This is a genomic window from Algibacter sp. L1A34 (assembly GCF_009796805.1).
GTDB lineage: Bacteria > Bacteroidota > Bacteroidia > Flavobacteriales > Flavobacteriaceae > Algibacter.
Map to the genome: position 1 here is coordinate 2,387,498 of NZ_CP047029.1, position 19,027 is coordinate 2,406,524.

The 19,027-nt window shown below is 29.6% G+C and carries 11 protein-coding genes and 1 tRNA gene; all 12 read left to right on the forward strand.

Translation table 11 applies throughout. The features are described from left to right. The first annotated feature begins 6 nt into the window (after positions 1 to 6). The 12 genes from GQR97_RS10230 (at position 7) to GQR97_RS10285 (ending at position 18,947) form a co-directional block, all read left to right on the forward strand. Entirely contained in the window at positions 7 to 1,137 is a 1,131-nt protein-coding gene (locus GQR97_RS10230; protein WP_158848042.1) for an efflux RND transporter periplasmic adaptor subunit, read from the forward strand. Continuing rightward, on the forward strand, positions 1,137 to 4,334 hold the full coding sequence (locus GQR97_RS10235; protein WP_158848044.1) for an efflux RND transporter permease subunit: 3,198 nt from the start codon (positions 1,137 to 1,139) through the stop codon (positions 4,332 to 4,334). The genes GQR97_RS10230 and GQR97_RS10235 overlap by 1 nt, the downstream gene beginning before the upstream one ends. Next, positions 4,324 to 5,532: a TolC family protein gene (locus GQR97_RS10240; protein WP_317164041.1), complete on the forward strand. Its 1,209-nt coding sequence runs from the start codon at positions 4,324 to 4,326 to the stop codon at positions 5,530 to 5,532. Before GQR97_RS10235 ends, GQR97_RS10240 begins: the two co-directional genes overlap by 11 nt. A gap of 265 nt (positions 5,533 to 5,797) precedes the next feature. Beyond that, on the forward strand, positions 5,798 to 6,625 hold the full coding sequence (locus tag GQR97_RS10245; RefSeq protein ID WP_158848046.1) for a Two component regulator three Y domain protein: 828 nt from the start codon (positions 5,798 to 5,800) through the stop codon (positions 6,623 to 6,625). A gap of 279 nt (positions 6,626 to 6,904) precedes the next feature. Further along, positions 6,905 to 6,977: transfer RNA gene (locus tag GQR97_RS10250), tRNA-Met, on the forward strand. Positions 6,978 to 7,031: 54 nt separating this feature from the next. Next, positions 7,032 to 8,351 carry a tyrosine-type recombinase/integrase gene (locus GQR97_RS10255; protein WP_233267515.1) on the forward strand — a complete coding sequence of 440 codons (1,320 nt, stop codon included), beginning with the start codon at positions 7,032 to 7,034 and terminating at the stop codon, positions 8,349 to 8,351. After that, the gene (locus GQR97_RS10260; RefSeq protein ID WP_158848048.1) at positions 8,344 to 9,063 is read left to right on the forward strand and encodes a hypothetical protein; all 720 of its coding nucleotides are present in this window, start codon (positions 8,344 to 8,346) and stop codon (positions 9,061 to 9,063) included. Before GQR97_RS10255 ends, GQR97_RS10260 begins: the two co-directional genes overlap by 8 nt. Positions 9,064 to 9,162: 99 nt before the next feature. Further along, the gene (locus tag GQR97_RS10265; RefSeq protein ID WP_158848050.1) at positions 9,163 to 9,522 is read left to right on the forward strand and encodes a hypothetical protein; all 360 of its coding nucleotides are present in this window, start codon (positions 9,163 to 9,165) and stop codon (positions 9,520 to 9,522) included. Between the two features lie 203 nt (positions 9,523 to 9,725). After that, positions 9,726 to 10,325: a DUF6642 family protein gene (locus GQR97_RS10270; RefSeq protein WP_158848052.1), complete on the forward strand. Its 600-nt coding sequence runs from the start codon at positions 9,726 to 9,728 to the stop codon at positions 10,323 to 10,325. 263 nt (positions 10,326 to 10,588) lie between these two features. Further along, positions 10,589 to 12,745 carry an ATP-dependent nuclease gene (locus tag GQR97_RS10275; RefSeq protein ID WP_158848054.1) on the forward strand — a complete coding sequence of 719 codons (2,157 nt, stop codon included), beginning with the start codon at positions 10,589 to 10,591 and terminating at the stop codon, positions 12,743 to 12,745. A 13-nt stretch (positions 12,746 to 12,758) separates the two neighbouring features. Further along, positions 12,759 to 14,627, forward strand: coding sequence for an ATP-dependent helicase (locus GQR97_RS10280; RefSeq protein WP_158848056.1), 1,869 nt, complete (start codon positions 12,759 to 12,761; stop codon positions 14,625 to 14,627). Between the two features lie 66 nt (positions 14,628 to 14,693). Beyond that, a complete protein-coding gene (locus tag GQR97_RS10285) occupies positions 14,694 to 18,947 on the forward strand; it encodes a hypothetical protein (protein WP_158848058.1) in 4,254 nt (1,417 codons plus the stop codon). Positions 18,948 to 19,027 lie beyond the last annotated feature (80 nt).

Here is a 19,027-nt window from a genome sequence, read left to right on the forward strand (position 1 = left end):
ACTAACATGCGTAACATTATCCTTTCTGGCATTGGAATTTTATTAATTATATTTTCTGTTTTTTTTGCCAAAAAACTTATTGATGAAAAAAACAAACCCAAACCTGTAAAGGAAAAAGTTGTAAAAACCGTTTTAACAGATACTGTTGTAAACAAAACTATTCAGATTGTAATTCCTGCTAATGGTAGTTTGGCTGCTAAAAGACGTGTGGAACTTTACGCCGAAGTTCAAGGTGTTTTTAAAGCTTCTCGTGTACTTTTTAAACCCGGGCAAAAATATAGCAAAGGCCAGACATTAATTAGAATAGATGCTGCGGAGCATTATGCAAGTGTTCAGTCGGAAAAAAGTAATCTTTATAATGATATAGCCGCAATAATGCCGGATTTACGTTTAGATTTTCCTGAAGTTTTTGAAAAATGGCAAAGTTATCTTAATGGTTTTGATTTAGATAAAGCGACACCGAAGTTACCAGAAATGACTTCCGATAAGGAAAATTATTTTATAACTGGTCGTGGTATTATTTCTAGATATTACAATGTTAAGAATTTAGAACAGCGTTTATCAAAATATACTATAACCGCTCCATTTACCGGTATTTTAACAGAGGCTTTGGTAACTGAAGGAACTTTGGTTAGAAGCGGACAGAAACTTGGTGAATTTATAGATCCGTCGGTTTACGAAATGGAAGTCGCTTTGAGTAAAAGCTATGCTAGCTTATTAAAGGTTGGAGAAACTGTTAAGCTTAATAATTTAGATAAAACGGAAACCTATACGGGTATAGTTTCTCGTATTAATGGTAGTGTAGATGCAACTACGCAAACCATAGCAGCTTATATTGACGTGAAGGACGATGCCTTAAAAGAAGGTTTATATCTAGAAGCTTACTTAAATGCAAAAGAGGAGCATGATGCAATAGAAATAGATAGAGGCTTACTTTCTGAAAGCCAAGAGATTTTTATTGTTCGAGATAGTTTGTTGGATGTTATTTCTGCAAAACCAGTTTATTTCTCGGAGACTAAAGTGGTTTTAAAAAATGTGCCAAACGGAACAGTAATTCTTAAAAAGCCAGTACCAGGCGCCTATGCAGGAATGCTTGTGAAACCTTTTAAAAATATAGATAAAACCGAAGATCAATAATGAGAAAATTAATAACTTATTTTATTCGGTATCACGTTGCTGTAAATATTTTTATTTTGGCATTTTTTGTTTTTGGTATTATAGGAATACTGTCACTTAAGTCTTCGTTTTTTCCTTTAACAGAATCTAAAATTATTAATGTAAGCGTTGCTTACCCTGGAGCTTCTCCTCAGGAAATTGAGGAAGGTGTTGTTTTAAAAATTGAAGATAATCTTAAAGGCTTAAAAGGTGTAGATAGAGTAACTTCGGTTTCTAGAGAAAATAGCGGGATTATTACTGTTGAAATTGAAAAAGGTGAAAATATAGATTTCATGCTATTGGAAGTGAAAAACGCGGTAGATCGTGTGCCTTCTTTTCCAACGGGAATGGAACCTTTAATTGTAGCAAAACAAGAGGCTATTCGTCAAACTATTTCTTTCGCTTTAAGCGGAAAAGACATCCCCTTATCAACTTTAAAACAACTTGGTAGGGAAGTTGAAAATGATTTAAGAGCTATTGATGGTATTTCTCAAATTGAAGTTTCGGGATATCCTGAAGAAGAAATAGAAATAGCTGTTAACGAGGCGAGTCTTCTGGCTTACAATATTAGTTTTTCCGATGTTTCAAAAGCAGTAAGTGCATCAAACATTTTAGTTACCGGAGGAAATATAAAAACCGATACCGAAGAATATTTAATTCGGGCCAATAATAGATCTTATTATGGAAAAGAACTTTCTAATATTATTGTTAAAGCTACCGACGATGGTAAAACTGTACGTTTACATGATATTGCTATAATTCGAGATCGATTTTCCGAAACGCCAAACGCCACCTATTTTAATGGTGAATTAGCCGTTAATATAACAGTAACAAGTACAAATAATGAAGATTTAATTTCTTCGGCCGATAAGGTGAAGACTTATATAGATGGCTATAATGAAAGTCATAACAACGTAAAGCTTCATATTGTTAGAGATTTATCTGTTACGCTAAATCAACGTACCCAACTATTAACAGAGAATGCTATTGCTGGGATGATTTTAGTATTGGTTTTCTTATCCTTATTTTTAAATACACGTTTAGCGTTTTGGGTTGCATTTGGTTTGCCTATTTCATTTTTAGGAATGTTTGTTTTTGCAGGTCAGTTTGATGTTACTATTAATATCTTATCGCTTTTCGGAATGATTATCGTTATTGGTATTTTAGTCGATGATGGTATTGTAATAGCCGAGAATATCTATCAGCATTACGAAAAAGGTAAAACACCAATACAAGCCGCGATCGATGGAACGATGGAGGTACTTCCACCAGTTGTTTCTGCAATTATTACCACACTTTTGGCTTTTTCATTATTCTTGTTTTTAGATAGTAGAATTGGTGAGTTTTTTAGTGAAGTTTCAGTCATTGTAATTCTTACTTTGGTTGTTTCTTTGATAGAGGCTTTATTAATATTACCTGCGCATTTAGCACATTCCAAAGCGCTTCATAAGCAAGTAGAAGATAAAAACCCTTCTAGATTAAAACAGTTTTTTTCTAAAATGCGTGTCATTAATAAGCTAGGTGATAGGTTTATGGTGTTTTTGCGGGATAAGGTTTATAGCCCGAGTTTAGATTTTGTTTTAAAATATAAAATGTTATCCTTAGGTTTTTTTGTAGCACTTTTAATACTAACATTTGGTTCTGTTGGAGGAGGTATAATTGGTGTAACTCTATTTCCATCTGTTGCCAGTGATCGCGTTTCGGTAGAATTAGATATGCCAAATGGTACCAATGTAAAAGTTACAGATTCTATTATTTCTATGATTCAAGAAAAAGCATATGAGGTAAATAAGGAACTAACGGAAAAATACCTTAAAGGAACAGATAAGGTATTGTTCGAAAATACCATTTTGTCTTTATCAAGTTCATCTAGTGCGAGTTTACAAATAAATATGCTGCCTGGCGAAGAGCGTCCAGATGCTATAAATGCTAGTTTGGTAACAAATAAATTACGCGAAGCTGTTGGCCCAGTTATTGGTACGGAACGTTTAATTTTTGGATCGGGTGGTAATTTTGGAGGTAGCCCTGTTTCGGTATCCTTGTTAAGTAATAATATAGACGAATTAAAGGCGGCTAAATTAGAATTGAAAGAGGTTTTAAAAACTAACCCACTATTAAAGGATGTTGAAGATAATGATCCTGCAGGAATTAAAGAAATTCGTTTAGAATTAAAAGAAAGCGCTTACTTGTTAGGTTTGGATTTGCAAACGGTTATGACGCAAGTACGATCTGGTTTTTTTGGAACACAGGCACAACGTTTTCAGCGTGGACAAGATGAAATTAAAGTTTGGGTACGTTACGATTTATCCAATAGAAAGTCCATAAATAATCTAGATGATATGCGTATTGTAACACCATCTGGAGCTCGTGTAACTTTAAAGGATATTGCGAGTTACACTATTCAAAGAGGAGATGTTGCTATAAATCATTTAGAAGGACAAAGAGAAATTCAAGTCTCTGCAGATTTAAAAGACCCAAGCACAAGTGCTACAGATATTATTGATGATATTCGGAAGAATATTATACCAGAGATTCATTCTAAATATCCAACAATTTCAGCATCTTATGAAGGTCAAAATAGAGAGGCTTCAAAATTATCGAGCTCACTTGCAAATGCAGGGATTCCTATTTTGTGTCTTATTTATATAACCATTGCTTTTACTTTCCGAAGTTATAGTCAACCTATTTTGCTTATTTTGTTAGTACCTTTTAGTTTAACAGCTGTGGCTTGGGGACATTGGGTTTTAGGATTTCCGGTAAACATCTTATCGCTTTTAGGTATAATTGCATTAATAGGTATTATGGTGAACGATGGTTTGGTTTTAATAGGGAAATTTAATTCCAATTTAAAAGATGGTATGCCGTTTGATTTGGCGCTTTCTGATGCGGGTAAATCTAGGTTTAGAGCAATTTTCTTAACCTCGTTAACAACGGTTGCAGGTTTGGCTCCATTGTTATTAGAAAAAAGTAGACAAGCTCAGTTTTTAAAACCTATGGCCATTTCAATTTCCTTTGGGATAGCATATGCTACCATTTTAACCCTTTTGGTTTTACCTTTATTTTTATCATTTAGTAATAGTGTTAAAAAGAATGCGAAGTGGTTGGCTACTGGTAATAAAGTAACAAAAGAAGAAGTAGAACGTGCAATTAAAGAACAAAATGAAGCTCATGAACATTAAATTTGTTTTTTTTAGTATAATAGTAATGTTGCAAACAATTGTTTTTGCACAAGAATTGATAACGCCAGAGAAGGCTGTTAGTTTGGCTTTAGAAAATAATCACGGTATTAAGTTAGCCAAAACCGATGTGGAAATTGCTGAGAATAATGCCGATATTTTAAATTCTGGATATTTGCCAACTGTAACAGGAAGTGCGGGAGCAAATTATAATTTAGATGATACAGAAGTTGGTTTTGCAGATGGAACTAATCGAGTATTAAACGGTGCAGAGAGTTCTAGTTATAATGCATCGGTAGATTTAAATTACACGTTATTTGATGGTTTGGGAAGATCTTATACGTATAAACAAAATAAAGAAACCAAACAGTTAACTGAGTTACAAGCTCGTGAAACTATTGAAAACACCATAGTACAGTTGTTCTCAATTTATTATAATGTAGCCGAACTCATAGAAAATAAAGATGCCGTTTCACAAACGTTAACCATTTCTAAAGACCGATTAATACGTTCTCAATATCAGTTTGATTATGGGCAAAGCACAAGATTAGCAAGCCTTAATGCGGAAGTTGATATTAATAATGATAGTATTAGTTTAATGAATACTACTCAAGAATTAAAGAATGCTAAGCGTGATTTAAATTTTGTATTAGGGAATACAATTTCTCAAGACTTTACCATAAATACAGAAGTGTCTTTTAATACGCTTTATGATAAAAATGAGTTGTTAGAAAATGCTAAGATGAATAATATTAGTGTTTTACAGGTGAATAAAAATATTGAAATTAATACTTTGGGAGTGAAATCTGAAACATCAGCCTATTTACCAACGGTTGGATTAACTGGGAGCTATGGGTGGAATAAAAATAATAATAATGCAGCCTCATTTGCAGCATATTCTATTAATACCGGACTTTCTGCAGGTTTGAACTTAAGTTGGAACTTGTTTGATGGAGGAAGTACAATTACTAATGTAAGAAATGCTAAATTGAATTTGGAAACACAAAATATTCTGAAAGAACAACTTTTAGTTTCTGTAGTGCGAGATTTTAATAATGCTTGGGATGATTATGAAAATAAGTTAAGTATTTATAAACTGCAGGAGCATAATATTAAAACATCTCAGAATAATTTTGATAGAACAGAAGAGAAGTTTAAATTAGGTCAGGTAAATTCTATCGAGTTTAGACAAGCAGCTTAATTTGTTAAATGCTGAGTTGAGCCGTAACCAGGCTAAATATTTGGCTAAAGTAGCTGAAATTCAAATGCTTCAAATTTGTGGAGCGCTTTTGAATATTGAGTTTTAAAGACCTTTTCTATTAGGATCTATACGTTTTGTCGATTAAAAGTGTATTTTGTCTGAAGTCAAATGTTAAAATTTCTTGCGTTTTAACGAATAAAATAGTTATTAATCTGATTTGAGCGTAATATTTTGTAGGACAATAAACATTAAAACTGTATTTCCTATGAAAAATCTAAAACTTATATTGATATGTTGCTTGATTTCTAGCTACTCATTTGCTAGTGTTACTAAAAATGAAAAAAGTGCTTTAGTAGCTCTATATAAATCTACTCATGGAACAGAATGGAATACTTCTTGGGATTTAAATGCCGATGTAAGTACATGGTTTGGAGTTACAGTTAAAAATGATAATATTGTAGAGATAAACCTTCAGTTTAATAACTTGCAAGGTGAGTTACCAAATGAATTAGGAAGTTTACGCTATTTAAAAATACTTAATTTAGGATTCAATAAAATTTCGGGTAAAATACCAGCTTCTTTGGAGAACTTAAAGGACTTAAAAGCTTTAGTGTTATTTATGAATAATTTAGAAGGGCAAATACCTTCAGGAATTGGACAGTTAAAAAAAATAGAAAGTATAAAGCTTTATGGAAATAAACTAACAGGAAATATTCCAGATTCATTAATGAATTTAACCAATTTAAAAGAGTTATTATTAAGTAGTAACTTTTTGACAGGAACAATTCCTGTTGGTATTAAATCTCTAAAGAAGTTAGAGAAGTTAGGTTTAATGGATAATAAAATGGATGGAGAAATTCCAGCAGAATTAGCTCAACTTGATAATTTAGAAGAGTTATTGTTATCTTCAAATAGTTTTACTGGTAACTTGCCAGTAGAGTTTGTTAATTTAGCTAAACTAAAAACTTTAATGGTAAGCGATAATAATTTAAAACAGGATTATATTACGGTTTCTGGTAATCGTCCTCAAAACTTATCTAATATTATTTTTCATAGCAATACAGCTGCAAGTATAGACATTGAAAAAGAATAGTATATAAGGAAAAGTATTTTACAGTTAAGACTAAAAAGGTAACCTTGAAGGGTTACCTTTTTTTCTGCATTTATTTAAGTAAAAAGTGTTAATTATATTAATGAAAAAAAATATTGATTTGGAATATGCAGGTTCTAAGTAAGTTAGTAAATAATGTGATTTTTTTGTAAAAAAAAGCTTGTAATATCTAAAAAGCATTGTATATTTGCAGTCGGAAATAATTTGATTGGTATTATGAGCCAAGAGTTAAAAGCTAAGTAAATTTTTTCTAGATTATATCGCGGGATAGAGCAGTAGGTAGCTCGTCGGGCTCATAACCCGAAGGTCACTGGTTCGAGTCCAGTTCCCGCTACAAAGTATAAATTATTTAAAAACAACGGTTTAGTTTTCACTAAGCCGTTTTTTTATGCATAGTTTAAAAGAATTAATTACCTTAGATGCACAAAATGAATACGAAAGTGCATACGATTTGTCAGTAAACAAAAAATTTTCAACCCCAAAAATCTATTCAGCGAGCGGTGATTTAAAAAAGCGCTGGTATCTCTATTTCTCGTACCGACACCCAAAAACCGGTAAGTTAAAACGGGTAACACCATTTTATGGCAATGCCAATAAATATAAAACGAAGGAAGAAAGACTCTCCGTTCTGGTTACTTATAGAAAAGTGTTATTAAAGCTATTAAAACAGGGTTATAACCCATATGATAACAATAAGGAGCTCTATTTACGTTTAAAGACCAAGGAAAACCTTAAAGAGCAACATGTTTTAGATCATGCAGAAAACAAAAGCTTGACTACTGTTGACGATAAACCAGCGATGACTTTGCAAGATGCTTTTGATTTTGGATTGAAACAAAAAGAAAAGATCGTAAATTCAACTACCAAAAGAAGTTATGACAATCGTGTAAAGAATTTTTTAGTGTGGCTGAATGAAAACCATTCAGAGCTTAAGACTATCAACAACTTAAACAAACGAGTAGTTTCAGGCTTTTTAAACGAGATATTGGAGAAAACAAGTGCACGGAATAGGAATAATTTTCGAACGGATTTAAGTAGTATCATGCAAGTCCTAGAAGACAATGATATTGTAAAATTAAATTTTATTAAAAAAATACCAGTTCTAAAATCCATACCAGAAAGAAACAAAACCTATACAACCGAAATTCAAGAAGATATTTTTGAATACTTGGAAAAGAAAGATCCTATACTTTTGCTTTACATCAAATTTATTTCCTATAATTTTCTGCGTCCCATAGAGGTGTCAAGGTTAACTGTAGGTGATATAAACACGAAAGATAGGACCATACAGTTTAAGGCAAAGAATAGCCCGTTAAAAACAAAAATTATTCCAGAAATTTTATGGGATGATTTGCCGGATTTATCTGAATTAAATAAAGAATGGGTTTTATTTACACCTCTGCAAATTGGAGGTGTCTGGGAAACGCAAATTAACAACAAAAGGGACTACTTTTCAAAGCGCTTTAAAAAGGTTGTAAAAGACCATTTTGAGTTGAATAAAGATTACGGACTGTACAGTTTTAGGCACACCTATATAACTAAACTATACCGTGCACTAATGAACGATTCGTCACCTTTTGAAGCAAAAAGTAAACTTATGTTGATAACTGGTCATTCTTCAATGAGCGCACTAGAAAAATATTTACGAGATATTGACGCTGAATTGCCAGCCGATTATTCCGAAATGTTAAAGAATACTCATGGGTAAACCTATTTTACATCAGTTTTATTTAAGCCTGATTCCGAATTTATTGACGGAATTATTTTTCTTCATACCTAAAAATGAAATGAGTCAAGATATTATTGAAAAGTTTGAATTTTTTAAAACAACAAACATTTTCAATAAAATATATGTCATGGATTATAACCAAGGTCCAATGGAATATAAAAATACAAGGAGTAATAAGCACCTTTTGTTAAAAACAAGTGATCTGGACAAAAATTTATTTAGCTTATTGGAAAAGAAGAGCGAAGTAAAGGAATATGAATTTGATTATATTCTGGAGAAGTATTTTGAATTAGCGGAATGTTTGTTTTATATAACGAATTGGATGAAAGACAACATGGCTCAAATGGATCAATATAGCGATGGTGTTTTGGGTCTATTCCATATCCAGTCCCTAAATTATAAAAAACATTTCGAGAGTTTGGTCAAGAACTTTTATCCAAGCAGGGCTATTCTTCCTAAGGGAAACTTTAATGCCCAACATTTAATAGAGACCTATTTTCCAGATATTGAAAGTGGATATAACAACTCAAAGAAAAGAACGGTTACCGCACCAATAGTTCAAATAGAGAACCAATTGGAAAAGAAGCCACAACAAAAAAAACTACACAAAACACCATTGGTTACAGATTTAGAGGCAGAAACAGTGCTATTAAAGCATGTATTTAATTTAGATATTAAACAGCTAAAATGAAAATTATACGTAAATTACACGTGTAATTGACTCATAAATATGAAAAAAACTGAAATTTGTCTGCATTGCAACGACGATTATATCCCAACCCGCAGAGGTGTGCAGAAATTTTGTTCCAAATCCTGTAAGTCCAGATATTGGTATCTGAAACAAAATTACAGAAAAGATGTTGTAAAAGATTCTACTGAAGAAAAAGTTGAAAAGCAAAAAGCAAAAGTTGAAACAATGAGTCTATCAGGTATTGGAAATGCTGTTGTAGGAACAGTAGTCGTAGAAGGGGTAAAACATATACTCACTTCGCCTGAAAACAAACCAGCCACAAAAAAAGATATTCAAGACCTCAGAGCTCTTATATTCGGTCGCTATTTACCCGTTAACAATACGGGCAAAGATTCAATGGGAAGATCTCCATTCTATGATGTTGAAACTGGGGATGTGGTGTTTTTGTTTCATTCATAAATTTGTTATTTGGGTTCTATACCAAATCTTTTAATTGTGATTTATCCACTCGATAAAACAATTTTTTTAAATGGATTATTTAACTTTTCTTTATAATATGCGAGTGGTGCGTACATTTTTTCACATGTTTTACATTAACTTACTGAAAAGAATAAAAGATTTACATTAATTTTGTGTTTTAATACTTTCCTAAATTCTGAGATTTGTTAGAAAAAAGACAACAATTACCCCAAGAACAATTCATAGATACAGATTATTTCATTTACTGCTTAGAAGCGGTAGAAGATGTAGAAATAAATCTGGTTACTGAAGCTCAAAAAAAACTAAAACATTTAACCACGCAATATGGAGTTGCTAGTATTTATAATACATGCGACACCATTGAAGGATTAGAAGACAACTTAAACACATTAGTTTTAGGAGATCATAGTTTTAAAGATTACGAAATAATTTACCTAGTTATTACAGGTGAAGCTAATAGTATTTGTTTAAATGACTATTACTACAGTTTACAAGAAATTGCAGAAATTTTTGAAGGACGATTAGACGGAAAGATTTTACATTTTTCCAATGCAAAAGTTTTAGATTTAGACGAAGAAGAAGCTCAATATTTTTTAGACATTACTGGAGCAAGAGGTATTTCTGGATACGGTAATGTTTCTAACGGAATTACTAGCTCAAGTCTGGATATAGCCTTTTTTAACTTATTTAACGAAGATGATAATATGCTAGATGTGGTGGAAGAGTTGCATCAAAGACATTATAAAATTTGTAAACTGCTTGATTTTAGATTGTATTATTAAGCTAAGGATGTTATAGTTTTATCCTGGGGATGAATCTATTTAGAACACAGATGGCGCGTTGGCAATATTATGATGTTCCTGATGTGTATGGAATGGGATTATTATTTCTAATTTTCAATCAATTACGGAATTCCGTAAATAACTTCTTGTTAATTTTTTCTATCTTTGAGAGACAGCGTTTTGAGTAATAAATTCTCCCTAAACACTATCTCAAACTAATACTGTTTTATAGTTCTTGTACTATAAGTCACAACTATTTATGTATGAAAATTAAGAAGATTAAAATTGAAAACTATAGACTTTTAAAACAGTTTTCAATTGATTTAGAAGAAATAATGTCTTTAGTGATTGGAAAAAACAATACAGGAAAGACTTCACTATTAACGGTTATAAATAGTTTTTTAAATGGTTCAGATAAGAGCAGGTTTTCATTTGATGATTTCAATATCGATTTTAAAAATGAATTAAGAACTTTAATTGAAGAAGATATACCGCAACAAGAGAATTATAAATCAGTCGGTATAAAGCTTAAGCTTTTTATAGAATATAATGAAGATGATAACTTAGCTAACCTTAGTAGAGTTATGATGGACTTAGATCCTGAAAACAAGTTTGTTGTTTTAGGTTTTGAATATCATTTAACATATGATTCATTAGAGAGAATTAAGCATAAGTATGCTGAATTTCAAGCTAAAGAAGTTGTAAAACTTGGTGAAGACGAAAACTATAGACAGAGAGATATATTTTATTTTTTAAAGGTATATCAAGGAGATTTTTTTAAATCTAGTCGAAAATCTATAGAGTACAATAGAATTGATGAAATTGAAAATGATGATAATTTCATTGATTTAGATTCTCCAGAGAAAATATCTACTAAAGATATTATAAGCTTTAAATTTATTAGCGCTAAAAGAAGTGTTACCAATAAGGAGAATGATAAAGCATTGTCAGGTCAAACGTCAGAAATTTATAATGAAACAGAGAAAACTGATGAGCAAAATGAGAAAATAGAGCAATTTAAAGAAGAACTAATATCAACAGATTATACTCTATCAGAAATTTATGAAACTCTATTTGAAGATGTTATTGAACAAGTTCGATTATTTGGAGGTATAAAAAGTGATGATTCCACCATTAAAATAGAATCTTCTTTACAACACAGGGAGTTATTGTCAGGAAATACAACAGTTATGTACAAACATAATGATACAACTTTACCTGAATATAACAATGGTTTGGGGTATATGAATTTGATTAGTATGATATTTCAAATTGAAATATTAATACAAGAATTTAAAAAGAGTAAAGATGAAAAGCCTGCTGATATAAACTTATTATTTATTGAAGAGCCTGAAGCACATACACATCCTCAAATGCAGTATGTTTTTATTAAAAACATTAAATCTTTGCTTAAAAGGGGGATTGTTCGTGAAGATGGTGATAATAGAGAGTTACAAGCAGCAATAACAACACATTCTTCACATATCGTTGCTGAAAGTGTTTTTGATGATATTAAGTATTTAAAAAAAGATGGAGAGAACAGTGTTATCTCTAAAAATCTAAAAAGCCTAGAGAAAGAGTACACTGATAATGGGGAAGAAGAAAACTATAGATTTTTAAAACAGTATTTAACTTTAAATAGGTCAGAATTATTTTTTGCAGATAAAGCAATATTAATAGAAGGTGATACTGAAAGATTACTTTTACCTGCGATGATGAAGAAAATTGATCAAGATTGCACCACCAATCAATTATTATCTCAAAATATTTCAATTATAGAAGTTGGTGCACATTCTCAAATATTTGAAAAATTTATTGATTTTATTGATTTAAAAAAATGTCTTATTATAACCGATATCGATAGTAACTACGATGAATTAAAACTTGAAGATGATGGAGTTACGGCTAAGAAGCACGCTAATGGTAACGATAAAATGAAAACCATAAAATGTACTCCCAGTAATCCAAATGCAAATTATACTTCTAATAACTCATTGATTTTCTTTCATGAAAAGACCAAGAATCTAAACTATTTTAAAAACCTCTCGTTTGATTGGAAAATACTGAGGAAAAACAGAAAAAAAGAATGGGTTTCAAATCGAAAAGGCAAGCTGTTATTAGCGTACCAAATTGAAGAAGATGGTTACCATGCAAGAAGTTTTGAGGATGCCTTTTTTAAAATCAATAGAGATTTTATCCTTAACAATACTTTTCCTTCTTTAACTTCTAAATGGGTTAAAAAATATCGAAATAACGAAATTGATGAATTTATTCTAGCCGAAAAGGCTATTGAAAAGAAGCCTCCATTTGCAATAGAAGTTTTATTAAATAGTGAAATGTCACCTGAAGGTAATCAGTTTATTAATTGGAATACTCCACTATATATTTCAGAAGGTTTATTATGGCTACAAAAAGATTAAAAATTAAAGATCTATGGATGAATTTCAACAGATAATGAACCATATTGGAAATGGTAACAATTTCTTATTAAGTGGTGGAGCTGGTAGTGGAAAAACATATACTTTAGTTCAAGTTATTAAAAAATGTATTGAAGATTTTCCTACTGCAAAAGTTGCTTGTATGACATATACGAATGCAGCTGTGAAAGAAATTGAAGAAAGAGTAAATCATAAAAACTTAAATGTTACTACAATTCACGACTTCCTATGGGATAATATAAAGCATTTTCAAAAAGAACTAAAACAAAGTCTTACTGTTTTGGCTAATGATGATTTAATTACTAGAATTAATATTTCAAGTGTTAATCCAGTTCCTAATGATTTTTTTGATGATTTAGAAAAAGGAATTCAATATAAAGAGTATTTACGTTTACAAGATGGTATAATATCTCACGACGAATTATTGATATTAGCTAATCACTTATTTAAAACATACCCAAAACTAAATGACATACTAAAAGATAGGTTTAAGTTCATTTTTGTTGATGAATATCAGGATACCAGCAAATTGGTGATAGAGATTTTTTTAGAGCATTTTAAGCTAAGTAATAAAAAAAATATTATTGGTTTTTTTGGAGATGCAATGCAATGTATTTATGATAACACTGTTGGTAATTTAGATGCATATAAAGGTGAAGAAGATGACGAAGTTCGAGAAGTTAAAAAACTACAAAATAGAAGAAACCCAAAATTAATTATCGATTTGGCTAATAGACTTAGAACAGATGGTTTAGTACAAACTGAATCGGATGATGAAAATGCTCCAAATATGGATGAAGGAGGTGTTTTAAAAGTTGGAGATATTCAATTTTTATACTCTGACAATGAAAACATTAAAAAGATAAAAGAACATCTTAGTTGGAATTTTAGTGATTCAAAAAACACAAAAGAACTTAATTTAACTCATAATCTAATTGCAGATAAAGCTGGAATTAGAAACTTAATGAATATCTATAATAGTGATGGGGTATTAAAATACAAAAATCGAGTTCGCAAATACATTAAAGATAATGGAATTGATGAAGATTTCTCTGTTATGACTTTTGGAGAAGTTTTAGATTTTTTAGTAGGTGTAAACCCTACAAATAGTATGCAACAGTTTATCGATAATAATCCAGAATTATATGATGTCGCCAGGAATCAAAATTGGGATGTTTTTTCAAAAATATATGTAGATAAAGACCAATTACTTGATGATAAGAAACAAAATGAAGATAATGAAAACAAAAAAGGTTCAAAAAGAGATGCTTTAATTAGACATTTGTTTAAAATAGAAACTAATATTTTTCTTTATTCTAACAAACGTTATAATGAGTTTTTAAGAGACACAGATTATAGATTTAACATTCGAAGAATAGAAGACAAAAGAGTTTTAAAAGCGAGTATCGAATCATTAATTAATGTTGGAGAAAAAACGATTGAAGAAGTAATAAATGAAGCCAATGAAAATGGTGTTTGTTTAATTGATGATAAATTAGAAAGGTTTAAAATTGATAAGGAGTATTTATTTAACAGAGTTAAAAATGTAAAATATAAGGAGTTCCAAAAATTATTTATTTACTTAGAAGGTTTTACTCCCTTTTCAACTCAACATAAGACTAAAGGAGCGGAATTTGATAATGTATTAGTGATTTTGGACAATGGAGGGTGGAATAATTATAATTTTAAAAACCTCTTTTTAGTTGCAGGTTCTGAATCTGTACTAGAAAGAACTCAAAAACTATTCTATGTTTGTTGTACAAGGTCTAAAGAAAAATTGGCTATCTATTTCAATTCACCAAGTGATGACGTAATTGCAAAAGCTAAAGAATGGTTTGGTGAAACCAATGTAATACCTCTTTAGAATAAGAATAAAGGTTGCATATTCCAAAACCTGAATAAATTAGTATTAAATTAATTATAAAATCATATGTTCAAAAAAATCAAAAATAGAGATGCTTGGTCTACGATAAGAGGTTTTGTATATCAAGTCGATCTTACTATTTTGAGGTGGTTGGATTTAAAATCGAATGAAGTTTTAGAGTTAGAAAAAGGAGAAGACATTGATATAGTTACCAGAGATTTGTCTAATCAAGAGATATCTAGAGATTTAGAACAAGTAAAATATAGAGAAGGTGGCCTATCATTAAATCAAACAGAAGTACTTGAACTATTATTAAATTTTTTCATTCATAAAAAGAACAACCCATCCAATAGAATCTTATATAGATTTATAACGAATACTAGCTATGTATTAGAGAGACCAGCTCTATTTGTGAAAAGTAAAAGTGGAATAGAGACTTGGAACGAATTAAGAAATATAAAAGATATAAAAATAGACGATAAACGGTTAATAAAAATAAAAACACATTTAACTCAAAAAATTAATAAAAAAATTTCTGAAGAATCAGAATTAAAAAAAGATTGGATAGCTTTTAATGAATTAATTGAGGATAAAAAAAAATTAATTGGTTTTATTAAAGATTTTGAATGGAGTTTTAATAATGAGAATATTGAACAAATTGCTAATCGAGTTAAAAATAAAATATCTGATAATTTTAGTACAGAAATAGATTCTACTGAGTTAATATATTCTAGACTTTTTCTTTTTGTTTTTAAACTTTTATGTAAAAAAGAATTAAAGCAATTAGATGAAGAAAAATTAAATATTCAAGCTGCATTACCAAAATTAGATTCGAGTGATTTAGAAGTTTTAGAAATATTGAATAAACTATTGTTTGATATTGATGGTAGAATTACAATATTGGAGGATAAAGTTGCTATTAATAGTGGCAAAATAGCTGAATTGGTTGGTGATGCTAAATTAATTGCAAATTCTAATGCTGTTTTTGAATACAAAGTGAAAAACTTATCGATAAAATCGCCTCCAGTGATTCGAAATGGTTCACTTAGAGAAAAAAAAGTTGAAACTATTTTAAACTATTTTAATAGTCACTCTTGGGTTGGATTTCAAGGAATAAATGGAACAGGGAAGTCTCAACTAGCCTCATTAATTAGTCAAAAATTTGAAAGCTATTATTGGCTAGACTTAAGAGCTTACAATCAAGATTTAGAGAAATCATCTGCATTATTAGAAGCGTTTTTGTCCATTATATCTAAAAAGAATATAGATCATATTAGAAGTTTTTGGCTAGACAATATAATAAGCTCAGTACCAAATAATACATTAATTATTTTAAATGATATTCCTAAAATTGAGTTAGGAACTTCATTCGGAGACTTATTCGTATTAATAGTAAACAAGTTCGAGAATTCCAAAATAAAGTTGTTGACTACTTCGAATTATAAAGTTACTGAGTCTATAAAGTCGGTTATATCAGATAGTTCACTTATAGAAATAGATAAGTTTGAATTTTCAGATGAAGAAATAAAAGAATATTTAAAAAATATCAAAGCAAACGAGTATGTACACGATTACATTGATTTAATTGTATCTTTTTCAAAAAGAAACCCAAGACTTTTAAGTGGTATTTTAAACCATTTAAAATCGATTGATTGGGGAGAAAAATCTACTGACATATTTGACACGCTATTAAAAAAGAACTTCACTGATGGAGTACTAGATGATTCTCAACTTTTAATTAAAAAATTTATATCAAATAATGATTCTAAAGAGTTACTTTATCGACTTAGTTTGATTTATTGGGATTTTGATTTTACAACTGTAAAGTTAGTATCAAACATAAATTTGAAAATCCCTCATCCATATGAAAGATTGCAAGATTTACTTAATTTATGGATACAAGAATCTAATGATAAACTATTTAATGTTTCTCCATTAATATCCGAAATCGGTAAAAAAAATTTATCAGATGATACAATACAAAATATACATTTAGCAATTGCTAATTCAATAATTCAAGATGGATTGATTGATGAGATAAATGCATCTAGATGTATAACTTCTTTTTTAAATGGTAAAGACTATAACAATGCAGGTTTAGTATTAATTAATATATATAAAACAGCAACAAATCCATCACAGGTAAATCATTTATTAAGTTGGGGGTATTTTAGTTTTTGGACAGAATTAAAAATTCCCATTCAGATGGACATTATATTAAGGTCACATATCAGAACTGAACAAATTAGATTGCATAAAATTATAGGAAAAGATTCTAGTAGACAAAAGATATTTTTAGAGGAATATTTAAATGAATCTGGAATAACTACTTCAGAGAGGATATTAATACATCTTCAATGTCTTGGTTTTGAAGCACACGAAAATATTTCAAAATTTTGGTTTCACATTGATGCTGTTTTAAATAATATAACTGAACTAGACAAACTGTATAAAGATGTAATTGATAAGGAAACTTTATCAGGAATTTTGTGGTATCCAATTAATGAATTCATTGAATGGAGTGATATTAAAAAATGGTTAGTAACAGTAAATATTTTAGAAGAAAAATTTGATTTTAATTTTTTTGAAAATGAAATTTCCCAAACAATAATATCTCTAGTTTCTTCAAAAATTATTAATCGAGAAGATGAAAAAAATGAAGTAGATCGTGACTGGAAAATAGTCTTGTCTAATTTGATTTTTTTAGCAGAATACTTTAGTAATCGTAACGAAGAAATTTTAGAAGCAGTAGTAATCAAAGAGATAATTTCAATTGAATGTAATATAAATAAAGATTATGCTAAATCTGAAAAAATAACTATTGAAAAGGCTAATTTATACGAGAAAAAAGAGGCTAAGTATTTATTGTATGAAAATTTAGGAAAACTACAATATAGAAATGATGATATAAATTCTAGTAATATGTATCTAGGTAAAGCTTTGGAATTGAATTGTGTCAATCAATTAAATTATATTGATACTTTGATTTATGCAGGTACATCTATATCAGAATCAAACACTTCAAAAGCAGTAGATTATTTCAAAGAAGCTTATGAATTAGCTCAGTTAAATGAAGATACTTTTGAATTAGATTTTATTCAAATACAAGGTGAACTTGCAATTGCATACTGGTTGAATAATGATTTTGAAAATAGTTTTAAATATTTTGAACTATTTATAAATAGGTTATTTAAATCAAAAAATGAACATTTTAATGAGTTTTGGATACGTTTATTTTCTTGGTCTTCTCATGCAATAGGTTATATTTCATCTGCTGTAGGGAAAGAAGATATACCTAAATTTGTACATGATGGAAGTGATTACCGAAAACCATATCAAGGTATATTAACATTTAATACAAAAGATTTATCAGATTTATATGATATTAAGAAGGAGCCTTTAACTATGGCTCTAATGGCTTCATTTGCTGATGGAGTTGATGATATCAATAAAGCATATACTTGGTCTTTGAAGGCTTTTGATTTAGCTAGAAAAGTAGAAAGTAACGATGTGTTACTAATGGTTTCTGCTTTATGTTCACAATATTCACTTGTTAATTTTAAAGTTGAAGAAACTTTAGAAGCTAATTTAATGTTTTCAGCTATAAATACTCATATTCAAGGAGAAGGGAAAGAGAAATTTGATCAAATTAAAAACATAGATATTGAAGAGCTTATCAAAGAAAAGCCAAGTAAAAAATGGGGTATTGCTGAAAATCTAACTATTACTTTTGCTGTAATTCCACTTTTCATTAAACTACTAAATGCCTTTTTAATTGAAGATATTGATAAAACAAAAAAAAGAATAAATTTTATCGAAGGAATAGAAGGCTGTCAAAGTATTGCCTCAGATAGTAACCTGTGGACAGAAGTCTTAAATGTAACTCAAGAAATATTACAAAATAAATTATCAAAAAGAGATTTAATTGAGCAAGCTAATGACTATGGTAATCGCGATCTAAAAAATTTGCAAATATTAAGTCAATTAGGTGTAATTTATTTAACTAAAAACAATATTGTTGAACAGATAATTAACATTTTTCCATATTTAATTAATATTTATAAAACGCATACAAGTATTAGAAAAAATATTTTACTCCCATTTGTTCTTGAAAGAAGTATAAACGCTGTTAAAAACGAGTATGTTGGTAGTAAACAAGAGTTATCTGAAATAATAAAAAGTATAAAAGAAATTGATCATAAAGATAGAAATTCAATACAAATGGTTTTACAAATAGTTGTAAACGAACTTGATATTAGTCTTCCAATTGATAGAAAGGAATGGGTTTTCGAATACAAAGACATTGTTGATATAGAATAATTATTATTTAAAACATCAATTTACGACCTCATAGAATTTTGGTAAAACAATAAGTTAATGGAGCGTTCATATTTTAGGGG

Excerpts from the sequence above, each read along its gene's own strand:
- GQR97_RS10230 (WP_158848042.1), top strand. The coding sequence starts at position 7 with ATGCGTAACATTATCCTTTCTGGCATTGGAATTTTATTAATTATATTT.
- GQR97_RS10235 (WP_158848044.1), top strand. The coding sequence starts at position 1,137 with ATGAGAAAATTAATAACTTATTTTATTCGGTATCACGTTGCTGTAAAT.
- GQR97_RS10240 (WP_317164041.1), top strand. The coding sequence starts at position 4,324 with ATGAACATTAAATTTGTTTTTTTTAGTATAATAGTAATGTTGCAAACA.
- GQR97_RS10245 (WP_158848046.1), top strand. The coding sequence starts at position 5,798 with ATGAAAAATCTAAAACTTATATTGATATGTTGCTTGATTTCTAGCTAC.
- GQR97_RS10255 (WP_233267515.1), top strand. The coding sequence starts at position 7,032 with ATGCATAGTTTAAAAGAATTAATTACCTTAGATGCACAAAATGAATAC.
- GQR97_RS10260 (WP_158848048.1), top strand. The coding sequence starts at position 8,344 with ATGGGTAAACCTATTTTACATCAGTTTTATTTAAGCCTGATTCCGAAT.
- GQR97_RS10275 (WP_158848054.1), top strand. The coding sequence starts at position 10,589 with ATGAAAATTAAGAAGATTAAAATTGAAAACTATAGACTTTTAAAACAG.
- GQR97_RS10280 (WP_158848056.1), top strand. The coding sequence starts at position 12,759 with ATGGATGAATTTCAACAGATAATGAACCATATTGGAAATGGTAACAAT.
- GQR97_RS10285 (WP_158848058.1), top strand. The coding sequence starts at position 14,694 with ATGTTCAAAAAAATCAAAAATAGAGATGCTTGGTCTACGATAAGAGGT.